Here is a 14,237-nt window from a genome sequence, read left to right as displayed (position 1 = left end):
CGGCGATGACCGGCAAGCCGCGCAGGACCAGGGTCGCTGTCGTCTTCGGCGGACGGAGCGCGGAACACGCGATCTCGTGCGTCTCGGCCGGGAGCGTGCTCGCCGCTCTCGACCCCGACCGGTACGAGGTGGTGCCGGTGGGCATCACCCGCGACGGTGGCTGGGTGCTGCACGACGGCAGCGCCCTGGCCATCGAGGGCGGCCGGCTGCCCGAGGTCACCGACGGCACCGCGGTCTCCCTGGTGGGCGACCCGGCCGGCCGGGGGCTGGCGGTGCTGGACGCCGGGCAGGCGCTGGGCCGGCTCACCGAGGTCGACGTCGTCTTCCCGGTGCTGCACGGCGCCTACGGCGAGGACGGCACCATCCAGGGCCTGCTGGAGATGTCCGGGCTGCCCTACGTCGGCTCCGGGGTGTTCGCCAGCGCCGCGTCGATGGACAAGGAGTTCACCAAGAAGCTCCTCACCGCCGCCGGCATCCCCCAGGGCGACCACGTCGTCCTCCGGGACGCCGGTGGCGCGGTGTGCGCCGACCCGGACCTGCTGGACGAGCCCGCCCGGGAACGGCTGGGGCTGCCGGTCTTCGTCAAGCCGTCCCGGGCCGGGTCCAGCATCGGGATCACCCGGGTGACCGACTGGGCGCAGTTCCCCGAGGCCGTGGCCACCGCCGCCGCGGTCGACCCGAAGGTGCTCGTGGAGGCCTGCGTCCCCGGCCGGGAGATCGAGTGCGGCGTCCTCGCCGCCCGCGACGGCGGCCTGCCCGAGGCCAGCGTGCCGGCGGAGATCCGGCTGCGGCCGGGCACCGACTGGTACGACTTCAGCGTCAAGTACGTCGACGGCGCCGTCGACGTCGACGTGCCCGCGCAGCTGACCCCGGAGCAGACGGCGGCGGCGCAGGAGATGTCCCGCCGGGCCTACTTCGCGCTGGACTGCCAGGGCCTGGCCCGGGTCGACTTCTTCCTCACCACCGACCCGGAGACCGGGGCCGACCGCTGGGTGGTCAACGAGGTGAACACCATGCCCGGGTTCACCCCGACGTCGATGTTCCCCCAGGTGTGGGCCGCCTCCGGGGTCAGCTACCCGGAGCTGGTCGACCGGCTGGTCGCCAGTGCGCTGCACCCGGCCGGCCCCGGCCAGGCGGGGCCGGCCGGCGGGTGACCCTCCGCGGCCGGCTGCCGGGGGGAGCGGCGGCGCTGCTGGTCCTGCTCGCGCCGGCCTGCACGGGGTGCAGCTCCCCGGAGCCCGAGCCGGTGGTGTCGACGTCCACCGCCCAGGCCGTGCCCACCAGCGCCGCCGGCCTGGAGGAGCTGCTGGTCGACCAGGTGCCCTCCGGCCTGCCGCGGGTGCCCGACGACGAGCTCGACCCGCCGGCCGGGGAGAAGACCATCGACGACGTCGCCCGCTACGGCGAGGACGCCGAACGCCAGCAGCAGGTGCTCACCGACTACGGCTACACCCGGGGCTGGGAACGCTTCTGGCGCACCGGGGACGCGCTGACCAGCGTCTTCCTGGACCAGTTCGCCGATGCGGGGGGAGCGGGGTCCTACGCCGACGACCTGGCCCGCAACGACGCCGAGTACTACGGCGGTGAGCTGGACCGGGTGCCCGAGGGCCTGCCGCCGGGCTGTGTGCTGATGCTCCGGGAGGAGCCGTCGGTCGAGCACGGGATGGCCGGCCCGGCGGTCTTCGCCTGGTGCACCTCCGGCCCCTTCACCGTCTCGGTGGCGTCGGTCGCGGCCACCGCGGAGGCGGCCCGGGCCGAGGTGGCCGCCGTCGTCACCGCCCAGCTGGACCGCCTCCCGACCACCTGACGGAGGGCACGGGCGGCCTTCGTCAGTCGGTGGTCGGCGCCGGCGTCGGCGCCACGTACGGGATCGACGTGCCGATGATCGGGCTGAGCGCGGTCGGCGCGGCGCTGTCGGCGGTGGCGGGCACCCGCACCTGCACCGGCACGTTGCGGTCGACCGTCGTCCAGACGTAGGTGTCCGGGTCGGTGGTGTCGACGAACCACTCGACGCCGGAGACGAGGAAGGTCGACGGCCCGCCCACGACGTAGCCCGGCGGCGGCTCGACCCCGCAGACCAGCACGGTGGCCGGGTCGCCCCAGGCGTAGGCGAAGAGGCTGTCGGAGTCGACCATCCGCGAGGTCTCACCCGCCAGCTCCAGCGGCAGCTGGGCCATCAGGACCGGGCAGGCCAGCTCGGCGGCCGGGGTGACCGCCGGGGTGTCGACCTCGACGGGGGGCAGGTCGCCGCGCGGGGCGGACGGCGTCCCGGCCACGTCGACGACCTGGTCGTCGCCCTCGGCGTCGTCGTCGCGCCCCACCATGTTGACCAGCACGAGCAGGACGACGACCAGGGGCACCAGCACCGCGGTGGCGATCACCGCCGCACGGCGCAGGGGGTCCGCCGGGGGCCGACCGGTCGGCTGGTCGGGGGCTGCGGTGCTCAGCGGCTCAGATGTTGACGACGGGGCAGGTCAGCGTGCGGGTGATGCCGTCGACCGACTGCACCCGCGCGACGACCAGCCGGCCGAGCTCGTCGACGGTGTTGGCCTCGGCCCGCACGATGACGTCGTAGGGGCCGGTGACGTCCTCGGCCTTGGTCACGCCGGCGATCTCGCTGATGCTCGCGGCGACCGCGGCTGCCTTGCCGACTTCGGTCTGGATCAGGATGTAGGCGTGGACCACGGGTTGACCTTCCTCGGGCAGTGCCTCGACGCCGGCGGCCGCGCCGGCGACGGCTGGGGGTGCGACCGGCCTGCCGTGCAGCGGGCCGACCGGCAACGTACCCCAGCGGCGCGGAGCCGCTCGTGACTCGGGCGCGGCCGCCGCTGCCCCCGGCCGGCGCTGACGACAGCGTCGCCGCGGTCGGCGAGTTCGGCGTCATCGCCCGGGTGGTGGCCCGCTCGGGCTCCGCCGCGCTGGCGGAGGTGGGCCCCGGCGACGACGCCGCGGTGGTCCGCACACCGGACGGCCGGGTGGTGGCCTGCACCGACGTCCTGGTGGAGGGCCGGCACTTCCGCCGGAACTGGTCCTCGGCGGAGGACGTCGGGCACAAGGCCGCCGCCGCCAACCTGGCCGACATCGCGGCCATGGGCGCCGTGCCCACCGCGCTGCTGGTCGGGTTGGCCTGCCCCGCGGACACCCCGGCGACCTGGCTGGAGGGCGTGGCCACCGGCATGGCCGCCGAGTGCGCGCCGTTCGGCGCGGCCGTGGTCGGCGGGGACACCTCGGCCAGCGCCCCCGACTCCGCCGCGGTCGTGCTGTCGGTGACCGCGCTGGGCGACCTGGGCGGCCGGGCTCCGGTCACCCGCGGTGGAGCCCGGCCCGGGGACGTCGTCGCGGTCGCCGGACGGCTGGGCTGGTCGGCCTGTGGGCTGGCCGTGCTGCGCCGCGGCTTCACCGCGCCGGCCGCGGCCGTCGCCGCGCACCGCCGGCCCACCCCGCCCTACGCCGCCGGCCCGGCCGCCGCCGACGCCGGGGCCACCGCCATGTGCGACACCAGCGACGGGCTGCTGGCCGACGTCGGCCACCTGGCCACCGACAGCGGCGTCCTGGTCGACCTGGACCGCGGCGCGCTGGAGCGTGGGTTCGTCCAGGCCACCGGTCCGCTCCCGCAGGTCGCCGCCGCCCTGGGCGGGGACCCGATGGCCTGGGTGCTCACCGGGGGCGAGGACCACGCCCTCGTGGCGACCTTCCCACCGGCTGCCCAGCTGCCGGCGGGATGGACGACGATCGGCGTCGTGCGCGAGATCGACGACGAGGGACCGGGTGTGCGGGTGGACGGGGTGCCGGCCGCGCAGGTGGCGGCGGACCTGGGGGAGGGCACCGGTCATGTCCACTTCGGCTGAGCCCACCCCGGCCGGGTCGGTCACCCTGCGCCCGGTCGGGTACGCCGACCCGGTGGCCCAGCACCTGATCGAACGGGTGCAGCAGGAGTACGTGGTGCGCTACGGCGGCCGGGACGCCGCGGTCGTCGACCCGGCCGAGTTCTCCCCACCGCAGGGGCTGTTCCTCGTCGCCGAGGTCGACGGGGCGCCGGCCGGCTGCGGAGGCTGGCGGGTGCACGAGCGGCGGGCGGACGGCAGCGCGGTCGAGCTCAAGCGGATGTACGTCGAGCCCACCTTCCGCCGGCGCGGCCTGGCCGCCCTGCTGCTGGCCGAGCTGGAGCGCACGGCCGCGGCCGCCGGTCACCGGCGGCTGCTGCTGAACTCCGGGGACCGGCAGCCGGAGGCGCTGGCGCTCTACGAGCGGGCCGGGTACGTCCCGGTGCCCGGGTACGGCATCTACGCCGACTCACCCGAGGCGGTGTTCCTCGGCAAGGAGCTGCTGGACGGGGAGCCCTCCGGTGGGCAGGAGGAGGACGCATGGGCGTCGTGACCGTCTCGGCGTCCTTCGGCGCGGGCGGGGCCGAGATCGCCCCCGCGGTGGCCGCGCGGCTCGGCCTGCCGTTCCACGACCGGGTCATCCCGGCGCAGGTGGCCGGCCGGCTGGGGGTCCCCGTCGCCGAGGCGGAGGCCAACGACGAGACGGTCACCCGTGGGCTGTGGCGGCTGGTGACCTCGCTGGGCACCATGCCCGACCCGGTGGGCGGGGTGCTGCCCACCTCGACGCTGCCCGACGAGCGGGCCTACCGCGACCAGACCGAGCGGGTGCTCGGTGAGATCGCCGCAGGGCCCGGGGGAGTGGTGCTGGGCCGGGCAGCGGCGATGGTGCTGCGCGACCGGCCCGACGTGCTGCACGTGCGGCTGGACGGCGCGCCGGACCGGCGGCTGGCCGCCGCCGTCGCGCACCTGGGCCGGCCGGTGGAGGAGGTGCGCCGGGAGCGGGACGCCGCCGACCGGGCCCGGGTGGCCTACGTCCGGCACTTCTACCGGTGCGACCCGGCCGAGTCCCGGCACTACCACCTGGTGGCCGACTCGACCGTGCTCCCGCACGACACGGTGGTCGACCTCGTGGTCACCGCCGCCCGCGCGCGGGGGATCGGCGCGGCCTGATCGCGGTCAGCCGACCGACCGGTCGCTGGGCACACGAAAGACCCCGGTGGTCGGGTGACCGCCGGGGTCTTCGGTCCCGCCGGGGCGGGGGTGGTGCGTCAGCGCCGGAGAGCGCCGGGGCGTCAGCCCCGGGCGACCTTGCCCGCGCGGATGCAGGAGGTGCAGGCGTTGATGCGCTGCCGGCCACCGCCGGTCAGGGCCGCCCGCACGGACTGGATGTTCGGGTTCCAACGGCGCGGCGTACGGCGGTGCGAGTGGGACACCGACATGCCGAAACCGGGGCCCTTGCCACACACGTCGCACACGGCAGCCACGGTCGATCACTCCCAGAGAATTGGTCCAGCTGAAGTCAGGTCGCGGTGCTCGGCGGGCGACCGGGGGTCTCGACGACCCCAGGACACGGCCCAGCCAGGCACACGCTGGGCAACACTGTAACCCGTCCCCGAGCCGACTGTCAGACCGCCCCGGTCGCGCGGCCCCCGGGCCCGGCGCGAGCGGTCGGATCGGCGTCCTGTCCGGAGCCCCCGGTACCGTCCCGGACGTGCTGGAGGCGCTGGACGAGGCCGCGGTCGGGCGATGGAGCCGGGCCGTCGTCGCTGCGCTGACCACCGCCCGCGGCCGGCTCGACGAGCTCAACGTCTTCCCGGTGCCCGACGGGGACACCGGGATCAACCTGCTGATGACCGCGCAGGCCGGCGACGAGGCCCTGCGCGAGGCCGCCGGCGCGGCAGAGCCGGCGTGGGCAGTGCTCGCCCGCGGCGCGGTGCTCGGCGCCCGCGGCAACTCCGGGGCGATCCTGGCCCAGCTGCTGAGCGGCCTGGCCGACGGCGTCACCGCCGCTGCCGCGGACGGGCGGGCCGTGGACGGGCCGGTGCTCGCCGCCGCCATGACCAGCGCGTCCCGGACCGCCTACACCGCGGTCGCCGACCCGGAGGAGGGCACGTTCCTCACCGTCGCGCGGGCCGGTGCCGAGGCGGCCGCCGCCGCGGTCGCCGAGGGCCGGACGGCGCTGGCCGACGTCGTCCGGGCCGCCGCCGACGGGGCGGTCACCGCGCTGCACGCCACCACCGGGCAGCTGGACGCCCTGCGCGACGCCGGCGTGGTCGACGCCGGGGGCGCGGGCTGGTGCCTGGTGCTCGACGCGCTCGTGGGCACGGTCACCGGCGACGTCCCGGTCCGGCCCGCGCTGAGCGCCCGGCCGTCCCGCCCCCGGCGGTCCACGGTCCCCCCGCCCGCCGCGCCGCCGGCCGGGCCGGGCAGCGAGGTGCAGTTCCTCCTCGCCGACTCCGACGAGGCGGCGGTCGCCCGTCTGCGGACGCGGCTGGCCGAGCTCGGCGACTGCCTGGTCGTGGTGGGGGTCGACACCCCCGGCGGCCGGGAGTGGAACGTCCACGTCCACGTGCACGACGTCGGTGCCGCGGTCGAGGCCGGTATCGAGGCGGGCCGCCCGCACCGGATCTCGGTGACCCCGCTGGCGCCGGTGCGCGCCCCGGCCGCCGTCCCCGGCGCGCGCGCCGTGGTGGCGCTGGCCTGCTCGGCCGGGCTGGCCGACCTCTTCACCGCCGAGGGGGTCACCGTGCTCACCGCCGCGGTCGACCAGGTCGACGAGGACGCCGTCCTGCAGACCGTGCTGGCGACCGGCGCCGAGCAGGTCGTGCTGCTGCCCAACCACATCGAGGTCACCGCGGTCACCGCCCGCGCCGCCGACCGGGCCCGGGAGGCCGGGCGTGACGTGGTCGTCGTCCCGACCCGTTCGGCCGTGCAGGGCATGGCCGCGCTGGCCGTCGCCGACCCGGCCCGGCGCTTCGGCGACGACGTCATCGCGATGGCCGAGGCCGCGGCCGCCACCCGCTGGGCCGAGGTCACCCTCGCCGAGCAGGAGGCGCTCACCTCGGCCGGCCGGTGCCGCCCCGGCGACGTGCTGGGCAGCGCGGAGGGCGACGTCGTGGTCATCGGCGCCGACCTGGCCGCGGTCGCCCGAGACCTGCTCGACCGGCTGCTGTCCGCCGGTGGGGAGATGGCCACCGTGGTCGTGGGGGAGACCGCGCCGGACCAGGCCCTCGGGGACGCCGTCTGCGGCCACCTCGCCGCGGTGCACCCCACCGTCGAGGTGGTCCGCTACGCCGGCGGCGCCGGGGCGGTGCCGTTGCTGATCGGGGTCGAGTGATGGCCATGTCCATGGACACGCCCCTGACCAGGGTGCTCGGCCCGAAGACCGCCAAGGTCATGGCCGACCAGCTGTCCCTGCACACGGTGCGCGACCTGCTGCGGCACTACCCGCGGCGCTACGCCCAGCGGGGGGAGATGACCCGGCTCGACGGGCTGGAGGTCGGCGACCGGGTGACCGTGCTGGCCCAGGTCAAGAAGGTGAGCACCCGGCCGATGCGGCAGCGGCGCGGCATGCTCACCGAGGTCACCGTGGGCGACGGCGCCGGCAGCATGCGCCTGGTCTTCTTCAACTCCCGGCACGCCCGGCTCGACGTCGGCGCCTGGGGCCTGTTCGCCGGCACGGTCGGCAAGTGGCAGGGCGACCTGCAGTTCAGTCACCCCGACTGCCACCTGATGAGCGGCGACGACGACGGCGACTGGGCGCGGGCCCTGGTGCCGATCTACCCGGCCAGCAAGGACGTCTCCAGCTGGGTGATCCAGAAGTCGGTGAAGCTGCTGCTGGACGACCCGCGGTCGCTGGAGCAGGCCCTCGACGACCCGATCCCGGCCGCGGTGCGGCAGCGGCACGGGCTGGTGGGCCTGGCCACCGCGCTGCGGTACAAGCACCGGCCGGAGTCCACCGAGCAGGTCGACGAGGCCGACGAGCGGCTCAAGTGGGACGAGGCCCTGGTGCTGCAGGCCACGCTCGCCGCCCGCCGCCGGGCCGCGGCGCTGGAACCCGGCATCGCCCGGCCGCGCCGCAGCGGTGGACTGCTGGACGCCGTCGACGCCGCGCTGCCGTTCTCGCTGACCGACGGCCAGCGTGCGGTCGGCGACGAGCTGGCCGCCGAGCTCGCCCGCGAGCAGCCGATGAACCGGCTGCTGCAGGGCGAGGTGGGATCGGGCAAGACCGTGGTGGCGTTGCGGGCGATGGCCCAGGTCGTCGACGCCGGCGGGCAGGCCGCGCTGCTGGCGCCCACCGAGGTGCTCGCCGCCCAGCACGCCCGCAGCCTGGCGGCTGTCCTGGGCCCGCTGGGCCGCGCCGGGGAGCTGGACGGCGACCCGGCAGGCACCCGCGTGGTGCTGCTCACCGGCTCGCAGAAGGCCGCCGTCCGCCGGGAGGCCCGCGCCGCGGTCGCCGACGGCAGCGCCGGGATCGTCGTGGGCACCCACGCCCTGCTGCAGGAGGGCGTGGAGTTCGCCGACCTCGGGCTGGTCGTCGTCGACGAGCAGCACCGGTTCGGCGTCGAGCAGCGGGACGCGCTGCGCGCCAAGGGCAACCGCCCTCCGCACGTGCTGGTGATGACCGCCACCCCGATCCCGCGCACCGTGGCGATGACCGTCTACGGCGACCTGGAGACCTCCACGCTGCGCCAGCTGCCGGCCGGCCGCGGTGGGGTGTCCAGCTCGGTCGTGCCGGCGGGGGAGAAGCCGACCTGGCTGGACCGCGCCTGGGCCCGGGTGCGGGAGGAGGTCGCCGCCGGCCGGCAGGCCTACGTGGTCTGCCCGCGGATCGGGGACCTCGAGGACGGCGGCAAGGGCGACGACGGCCCGGACGGCGAGGACGGCGCACCACCCAGCGAGAAGGGCGGCAGCGACCGGCGCCCGCCGCTGGCCGTGCTGGACGTCGCCGAGGCGCTGCGCGCCGGGCCGCTGTCGGCGCTGCGGGTCGAGGTGCTGCACGGCCGGATGCCGCCGGAGGAGAAGGAGGCCCGGATGCGGGCCTTCGCCGCCGCCGAGGTCGACGTCCTGGTCGCCACCACCGTCGTCGAGGTCGGCGTGGACGTGCCGAACGCCACCGTCATGGTGGTGATGGACGCCGACCGGTTCGGCGTCAGCCAGCTGCACCAGCTGCGCGGCCGGGTGGCCCGCGGCAAGCACCCCGGGCTGTGCCTGCTGGTCAGCGAGGTGCCCAGCAGCTCGGCCACCGGGCAGCGGCTGGCGTCGGTCGCGGCGACCACCGACGGCTTCCAGCTGGCCCGGCTGGACCTGGAGACCCGCAGGGAGGGCGACGTGCTCGGCGCCGCCCAGTCCGGGCGGCGGTCCGGGGTGCGCCTGCTGTCCCTGCTGGACGACGAGCAGCTGATCGCCGAGGCCCGGGTGGAGGCGACCGCGCTGGTCGAGCAGGGCCGCGGGCTGGCCGACCACCCGGAGCTGGCCGCGGCGGTGGCCGCGATGAGCCTGGACGAGCGCGCCGACTACCTGGAGAAGGCTTGAAGGGCCCCCTGCCCCCCACCGCTCGCAGGCTCGCGGCGGGCCCCTGCAGGGGGCCGGTGCCGAGGTCCGGTGCGAAGCTGCCCTCATGACCAGGGTGATCGCCGGCGTGGCAGGTGGACGGCGGCTGAAGGTGCCCCGGGCCGGCGTGCGGCCCACCGGGGACCGGGCCCGCGAGGGGCTGTTCAACTCCCTGGGCTCGCTGCTGGACCTCGACGGCGCCCGGGTGCTCGACCTGTACGCCGGGTCCGGTGCGCTCGGGCTGGAGGCGCTGAGCCGCGGTGCGGCCGAGGCGGTCTTCGTCGAGTCCGGCGCCGGCGTGCTGCCGGTGCTGCGCAGCAACATCGAGACCGTCGGCCTGCCCGGCGCCCGCGTCGTGCAGGGCAGCGTGCCGACCGTGGTCGCCGGAGCGGCGCCGGCGGCCTTCGACCTGGTGCTGGCCGACCCGCCCTACGCCGTCCCGGTCACCGAGGTGCTCGCCGTCCTGACGTCGCTGGCCGAGGGCGGCTGGCTGGCCCCGGACGCGGTGGTGGTCGTGGAGCGGTCGAGCCGGGAGGAGGCCTTCGAGTGGCCGACACCCCTCGTCGGGCTGCGTGATCGGCGCTACGGGGAGGCGGTGCTCCGGTACGGTCGCTCCTCGTGAGGCGAGCGGTCTGTCCCGGTTCGTTCGACCCGGTCACCAACGGCCATGTCGACGTGATCCGGCGTGCGGCCGCGCTCTACGACGAGCTGGTCGTGGCGGTGCTGGTCAACCCCGGCAAGGCCGGGCTGTTCGACGTCGACGAGCGGATGGCCCTGCTCCGGGAGGCCGTGGTCGAGCTGCCCAACGTGGTCGTCGACCGCTTCGAGGGCCTGCTGGTCGACTACTGCCGCAGCCGGGACATCCCGGTGATCGTCAAGGGCCTGCGGGCCGTCGGCGACTTCGAGTACGAGCTGCAGATGGCGCAGATGAACCGCGAGCTGGCGTCGGTGGAGACGCTGTTCGTGCCGACCGCGCCGCAGGTCGGCCACCTCTCCTCCAGCCTGGTCAAGCAGATCGCCCGCTTCGGCGGTGACGTCTCGTCCCTGGTGCCCAAGGCGGTCAACGACCGGCTGGTCGCCCAGTCGAAGGGCAGGCAGCCATGACCGAGGTGGTCTACCGGCTCTACGAGACCGTCGACGAGCTGACCACGGTCATCGAGAACGCGCGCAGCGTCCCGATGTCCAGCTCCTGCATGGTCCCGCGCGACCACCTGCTCGACCTGCTGGACGACCTCCGGGAGAACCTGCCCGACGAGGTGCAGCAGGCCGGGGCGATCGTCGTCCAGCGCACCGAGATCCTCCAGCAGGCCCAGGCCGAGGCCGAGCGGCTGACCGGGCGCACCCGCAGCGAGAGCGAGCAGGTCGTCGCCACCGCCCGCCGTCAGCGGGAGGAGCTGATCGGCACCGCCCGCCGGCAGCGCGACGAGATCCTCACCGAGGCGCAGGCCCAGGCCGACGACGTGATCGCCGAGGCGGAGGCGGAGGCCGAGGAGCTGCTGGCCGAGGCCCGCCGGCTGCGCGACCAGCTGATCGCCGACGGGCAGGCGCAGCGCGAGGAGATCGTCGCCGCCGCCCAGGCCGAGCACGAGCGGCTGCTCACCGAGACCGAGGTGTACCGCACCGCGGTCGCCCGGGCCGACGAGCTGGGGGCCCAGACCGCGGCCGAGGTCGCCCGGATGCGGGCCGAGGTCGACGAGTACGTGGACAGCCGGCTGGCCGACTTCGGGAACACGTTGGCGCACATGACGCGTTCGGTGGAGAAGGCACGCAACAACCTGCGGACGCCGTGACCGGGGCAGCGCAGCCCCTGACCCGCGGACGCCGTGACCGGGGAGCACCCGGTCGTACGGGGCAGCCGACCTCCTGACGCCGGACAGTGCCGGTGGGGGATCGGGTAGGCTGGCCGTCTGTCCGGCTGCTGCCGTCCTGTGTGCCCTCCGCGCGCGGGTCCCCGCGCCGGCGAACCCACCACCGAGACGACGAGTACTGACATGCCTGCTGCCTCTCCGCACTCCCGAGGCGCCGCGTCCACCGACGACCGGCGTCCCGTCGGCGACGCCACCCCCGCGCAGGGGAAGGCCGCCGGCGAGAAGTCGGCTGCCGAGAAGGCCGCGGAGAAGGCCTGGAAGGTCGACCTCCGCGAGCTCGGCCGCCGCGCCGGCTCGATGACCGAGTGGGAGAAGACCCTGCCCGCCCTGCCCGGCTGGGGCGTGGAGATGATCGGCGTCCCCGAGGGCGCACCGGTCGCGCTGCACCTGCGCCTGGAGTCGGTCATGGAGGGCGTGCTGGTCTCCGGCCAGGTCGACGTCCCCGTCACCGGCCAGTGCGCGCGCTGCCTGGACCCGGTCGAGGACACCCTGGCGCTCGACGTCCAGGAGCTGTACGCCTACGCCGGCAGCACCACCGAGGCCACCAGCGGCGAGGACGAGGTGCGGCGCATCGACGGCGAGCAGCTCGACCTGGCGCCGCTGGTCCGTGACACCGTCGTCCTCACCCTCCCGCTGTCGCCCACCTGCACGCCGGACTGCTCCGGCCTGTGCGTGGGCTGCGGCGAGCGGCTGGACGACCTCCCGCCCGACCACACGCACGAGGTGGTCGACCCACGGTGGGCCGGGCTCGCCCGGTTCACCGAGACCACCGACAGCACCACCGACTCAGAGGAGAACTGATCATGGCGGTCCCGAAGCGGCGCATGTCGCGCGCCAACACCCGCTCCCGCCGTTCGCAGTGGAAGGCCACCGCGCCGACCCTGGCGCCGTGCCCGAACCCGGCCTGCCGCGAGCTCAAGCCGCCGCACATCGCCTGTGGCCACTGCGGTCAGCACGACGGCCGTCAGGTCCTCCCGGTCTGACCCGGTCCTCCAGCGTGGCGCAGACGACCAGCGCACCGGCGTCCTCGGTCGCGGGCTCCCTCCTCGGGGAGCCCGCGACCGAGGACGCCGGCGGTCGTGCGTCCGGGGGCGGGCACCTCGAGCAGGCCGCCCGCTGGCTGGCCGACGCCCTGGGCGTCGAGCTGCCGGCCGACCTGCTCCGGCTGGCGCTGACCCACCGGTCCTACGCCTACGAGAACGGTGGGCTGCCCACCAACGAGCGCCTGGAGTTCCTCGGCGACTCGGTGCTCGGGCTCGTGGTGACCGACGAGCTCTACCGCAGCCACCCCGACCTGCCCGAGGGTCAGCTGGCGAAGCTGCGCGCCTCGGTGGTCAACATGACCTCGCTGGCCCGGGTCTCCCGCTCCCTGGGGGACGGCGGCATCGGCCCGCACCTGCTGCTGGGCCGGGGCGAGCAGTCCACCGGTGGGCGGGAGAAGGACTCGATCCTCGCCGACGCGCTCGAGGCGCTGATCGGCGCCGTCCACCTGGGGCGGGGCCTGGACACCGCCTCGGCGATCGTGCACCGGCTGTTCGACCCGCTGCTGGCCGAGTCGGCCACCCGCGGCGCGGGCCTGGACTGGAAGACCAGCCTCCAGGAGCTGGGCGCGTCCCAGGGCCTGGGCGCACCGGTCTACGTGGTAGAGGACGACGGCCCCGACCACGCCAAGACGTTCACCGCCGCCGTGCTGCTGGCCGGCGAGGTCCGCGGCTCGGGATCGGGTCGGACGAAGAAGGCCGCCGAGCAGGAGGCGGCCGAGGCGGCCTGGCGGGCCCTCTCTGCTGCCGCGGCCGACGGCGGACCCGCAGGGAGCTGACCCGTGCCGGAGCTGCCCGAGGTCGAGGTCGTCCGCCGCGGCCTGGACCGGTGGGTCACCGGCCGCACCATCCGCGAGGTGGAGGTGCACCACCCGCGCGCCGTCCGCCGGCACCTGGAGGGCGCCGACCACTTCGTCGCGGCGCTGACCGGTCGCACCCTCACCGCCGCCCACCGGCGCGGCAAGTACCTGTGGCTGCCGATGGCAGAGCCGGACGGCACCCCGTCGGGGCGGGCGCTCGTCGCCCACCTGGGGATGAGCGGCCAGCTGCTGGTGGAGAAGCCCGAGGAACCCGACGAGGTGCACCTGCGCGCCCGGTTCCGGTTCACCGACCGCGGGCGGGAGCTGCGCTTCGTCGACCAGCGCACCTTCGGTGGGCTCGCGGTCGAGGACGCCCCCGACGACGGCCTGCCCACGCGGCTGGCGCACATCGCCACCGACCCGCTGGACGCCGACTTCGACCTCGACACCTTCAGCGCGGCGCTCCGCCGCCGGCGCACCGAGGTGAAGCGGGCCCTGCTGGACCAGACGCTGATCGGCGGGGTGGGCAACATCTACGCCGACGAGTCGCTGTGGCGGGCGCGGCTGCACGGGGCCCGGCCCACCGACAAGCTCACCCGGGCCCAGGTCGCCGACCTGCTCGAAGGCGTCCGCGACGTGCTGACCGAGAGCCTGGAGCAGGGCGGTACCTCCTTCGACTCCCTGTACGTCGACGTCAACGGCCAGAGCGGCTACTTCTCCCGGCACCTGGCCGTCTACGGCCAGGAGGACCGGCCCTGCCCGCGGTGCGGAACGGCGATCGTGCGGGAGCAGTTCATGAACCGCTCCAGCTACAGCTGCCCGCACTGCCAGCCCCGGCCCCGCGTCGCACGGTCGGTCCGATGACCGCCCCGCTGCGGGTCGTCGCCCTGGTCGAGGGCACGGTGCAGGGCGTGGGCTACCGCTGGTTCGTGCGGCAGGCGGCGACCGCCCGCGGCCTGGCGGGCTCGGCGACGAACCTCCCCGACGGGCGGGTCGAGGTCGTGCTGGAGGGGCCCGCGGACGACGTCCGTGCGGTGCTCGCCGAACTCGACGGTCCGCGGGCGCCGGGTGCGGTGCGTGGGGTGGAGCACCGGGACGGTGCGGTGCAGGCGGTGTCCGGCTTCACCGTGGGGTGACGAAGGCGACATCCAC

General features: G+C 75.8%; 19 protein-coding genes. 16 read left to right on the top strand and 3 right to left on the bottom strand.

Features of this window, described 5'->3' with window-relative positions; all coding sequences use genetic code 11:
* Nucleotides 1–5 precede the first annotated feature (5 nt).
* Together HLA93_RS08080 and HLA93_RS08075 are read left to right on the top strand one after the other, a co-directional pair.
* Nucleotides 6–1,154 (top strand): D-alanine--D-alanine ligase family protein, encoded by a 1,149-nt coding sequence (locus HLA93_RS08080; protein ID WP_222193886.1) that lies wholly within the window; start codon nt 6–8, stop codon nt 1,152–1,154.
* Complete coding sequence (locus HLA93_RS08075; protein ID WP_222193885.1) at nt 1,151–1,807, top strand: hypothetical protein; 657 nt, start codon at nt 1,151–1,153, stop codon at nt 1,805–1,807. Before HLA93_RS08080 ends, HLA93_RS08075 begins: the two co-directional genes overlap by 4 nt.
* A gap of 22 nt (nt 1,808–1,829) precedes the next feature.
* On the opposite strand, the gene HLA93_RS08070 is transcribed toward HLA93_RS08075, so the two are convergent.
* Both HLA93_RS08070 and HLA93_RS08065 read right to left on the bottom strand, forming a co-directional pair.
* A complete protein-coding gene (locus HLA93_RS08070) occupies nt 1,830–2,381 on the bottom strand; it encodes a DUF3515 family protein (protein WP_308128010.1) in 552 nt (183 codons plus the stop codon).
* Between the two features lie 70 nt (nt 2,382–2,451).
* Nucleotides 2,452–2,685: an Lrp/AsnC ligand binding domain-containing protein gene (locus tag HLA93_RS08065; protein ID WP_222193884.1), complete on the bottom strand. Its 234-nt coding sequence runs from the start codon at nt 2,683–2,685 to the stop codon at nt 2,452–2,454.
* Between HLA93_RS08065 and HLA93_RS21485 the strand changes: the two genes are divergently transcribed.
* The 4 genes from HLA93_RS21485 to HLA93_RS08050 are packed head-to-tail and all read left to right on the top strand — an operon-like array spanning nt 2,677 to nt 4,994.
* The gene (locus HLA93_RS21485) at nt 2,677–2,811 is read left to right on the top strand and encodes a hypothetical protein (protein WP_281425210.1); all 135 of its coding nucleotides are present in this window, start codon (nt 2,677–2,679) and stop codon (nt 2,809–2,811) included. The two genes, HLA93_RS08065 and HLA93_RS21485, sit on opposite strands and share 9 nt — an antisense overlap.
* The gene (locus HLA93_RS08060) at nt 2,808–3,848 is read left to right on the top strand and encodes a thiamine-phosphate kinase (RefSeq protein ID WP_222193883.1); all 1,041 of its coding nucleotides are present in this window, start codon (nt 2,808–2,810) and stop codon (nt 3,846–3,848) included. The genes HLA93_RS21485 and HLA93_RS08060 overlap by 4 nt, the downstream gene beginning before the upstream one ends.
* On the top strand, nt 3,832–4,377 hold the full coding sequence (locus tag HLA93_RS08055; protein WP_222193882.1) for a GNAT family N-acetyltransferase: 546 nt from the start codon (nt 3,832–3,834) through the stop codon (nt 4,375–4,377). The genes HLA93_RS08060 and HLA93_RS08055 overlap by 17 nt, the downstream gene beginning before the upstream one ends.
* Nucleotides 4,365–4,994 (top strand): AAA family ATPase, encoded by a 630-nt coding sequence (locus HLA93_RS08050; RefSeq protein ID WP_222193881.1) that lies wholly within the window; start codon nt 4,365–4,367, stop codon nt 4,992–4,994. Before HLA93_RS08055 ends, HLA93_RS08050 begins: the two co-directional genes overlap by 13 nt.
* Nucleotides 4,995–5,116: 122 nt before the next feature.
* Here HLA93_RS08050 and rpmB read toward each other — a convergent pair whose 3' ends face one another.
* Nucleotides 5,117–5,299 carry a 50S ribosomal protein L28 gene (rpmB, locus tag HLA93_RS08045; RefSeq protein WP_439957965.1) on the bottom strand — a complete coding sequence of 61 codons (183 nt, stop codon included), beginning with the start codon at nt 5,297–5,299 and terminating at the stop codon, nt 5,117–5,119.
* Nucleotides 5,300–5,535: 236 nt separating this feature from the next.
* On the opposite strand from rpmB, the gene HLA93_RS08040 reads away from it, so the two are divergent.
* From HLA93_RS08040 to HLA93_RS07995, 10 genes are all read left to right on the top strand, one after another.
* Nucleotides 5,536–7,161 (top strand): DAK2 domain-containing protein, encoded by a 1,626-nt coding sequence (locus HLA93_RS08040; RefSeq protein WP_222193879.1) that lies wholly within the window; start codon nt 5,536–5,538, stop codon nt 7,159–7,161.
* 11 nt (nt 7,162–7,172) lie between these two features.
* Nucleotides 7,173–9,359 carry an ATP-dependent DNA helicase RecG gene (gene recG, locus HLA93_RS08035; protein WP_246626136.1) on the top strand — a complete coding sequence of 729 codons (2,187 nt, stop codon included), beginning with the start codon at nt 7,173–7,175 and terminating at the stop codon, nt 9,357–9,359.
* A gap of 85 nt (nt 9,360–9,444) precedes the next feature.
* A complete protein-coding gene (gene rsmD, locus HLA93_RS08030) occupies nt 9,445–9,999 on the top strand; it encodes a 16S rRNA (guanine(966)-N(2))-methyltransferase RsmD (RefSeq protein WP_222193877.1) in 555 nt (184 codons plus the stop codon).
* The gene (gene coaD / locus HLA93_RS08025; protein WP_222193876.1) at nt 9,996–10,481 is read left to right on the top strand and encodes a pantetheine-phosphate adenylyltransferase; all 486 of its coding nucleotides are present in this window, start codon (nt 9,996–9,998) and stop codon (nt 10,479–10,481) included. The genes rsmD and coaD overlap by 4 nt, the downstream gene beginning before the upstream one ends.
* Entirely contained in the window at nt 10,478–11,167 is a 690-nt protein-coding gene (locus HLA93_RS08020; protein WP_222193875.1) for a hypothetical protein, read from the top strand. Before coaD ends, HLA93_RS08020 begins: the two co-directional genes overlap by 4 nt.
* A gap of 201 nt (nt 11,168–11,368) precedes the next feature.
* Complete coding sequence (locus HLA93_RS08015; RefSeq protein ID WP_222193874.1) at nt 11,369–12,046, top strand: YceD family protein; 678 nt, start codon at nt 11,369–11,371, stop codon at nt 12,044–12,046.
* Nucleotides 12,047–12,048: 2 nt separating this feature from the next.
* Nucleotides 12,049–12,228 carry a 50S ribosomal protein L32 gene (gene rpmF, locus HLA93_RS08010; RefSeq protein WP_222193873.1) on the top strand — a complete coding sequence of 60 codons (180 nt, stop codon included), beginning with the start codon at nt 12,049–12,051 and terminating at the stop codon, nt 12,226–12,228.
* A gap of 14 nt (nt 12,229–12,242) precedes the next feature.
* Complete coding sequence (rnc, locus tag HLA93_RS08005; RefSeq protein ID WP_222193872.1) at nt 12,243–13,064, top strand: ribonuclease III; 822 nt, start codon at nt 12,243–12,245, stop codon at nt 13,062–13,064.
* Nucleotides 13,065–13,067: 3 nt separating this feature from the next.
* Nucleotides 13,068–13,949, top strand: coding sequence for a bifunctional DNA-formamidopyrimidine glycosylase/DNA-(apurinic or apyrimidinic site) lyase (gene mutM / locus HLA93_RS08000; RefSeq protein ID WP_222193871.1), 882 nt, complete (start codon nt 13,068–13,070; stop codon nt 13,947–13,949).
* Nucleotides 13,946–14,221: an acylphosphatase gene (locus HLA93_RS07995; RefSeq protein WP_222193870.1), complete on the top strand. Its 276-nt coding sequence runs from the start codon at nt 13,946–13,948 to the stop codon at nt 14,219–14,221. The genes mutM and HLA93_RS07995 overlap by 4 nt, the downstream gene beginning before the upstream one ends.
* Nucleotides 14,222–14,237: the final 16 nt, after the last annotated feature.

The organism is Modestobacter italicus (assembly GCF_019799965.1).
Lineage (GTDB): Bacteria > Actinomycetota > Actinomycetes > Mycobacteriales > Geodermatophilaceae > Modestobacter > Modestobacter italicus_A.
This window is presented reverse-complemented; position numbering and strand designations above follow the sequence as displayed.

Coding starts and splice junctions, on each gene's coding strand:
- rpmF (WP_222193873.1), top strand. CDS start 12,049: ATGGCGGTCCCGAAGCGGCGCATGTCGCGCGCCAACACCCGCTCCCGC.
- HLA93_RS07995 (WP_222193870.1), top strand. CDS start 13,946: ATGACCGCCCCGCTGCGGGTCGTCGCCCTGGTCGAGGGCACGGTGCAG.
- HLA93_RS08050 (WP_222193881.1), top strand. CDS start 4,365: ATGGGCGTCGTGACCGTCTCGGCGTCCTTCGGCGCGGGCGGGGCCGAG.
- HLA93_RS08055 (WP_222193882.1), top strand. CDS start 3,832: ATGTCCACTTCGGCTGAGCCCACCCCGGCCGGGTCGGTCACCCTGCGC.
- HLA93_RS08015 (WP_222193874.1), top strand. CDS start 11,369: ATGCCTGCTGCCTCTCCGCACTCCCGAGGCGCCGCGTCCACCGACGAC.
- recG (WP_246626136.1), top strand. CDS start 7,173: ATGGACACGCCCCTGACCAGGGTGCTCGGCCCGAAGACCGCCAAGGTC.
- HLA93_RS08080 (WP_222193886.1), top strand. CDS start 6: ATGACCGGCAAGCCGCGCAGGACCAGGGTCGCTGTCGTCTTCGGCGGA.
- HLA93_RS08020 (WP_222193875.1), top strand. CDS start 10,478: ATGACCGAGGTGGTCTACCGGCTCTACGAGACCGTCGACGAGCTGACC.
- rsmD (WP_222193877.1), top strand. CDS start 9,445: ATGACCAGGGTGATCGCCGGCGTGGCAGGTGGACGGCGGCTGAAGGTG.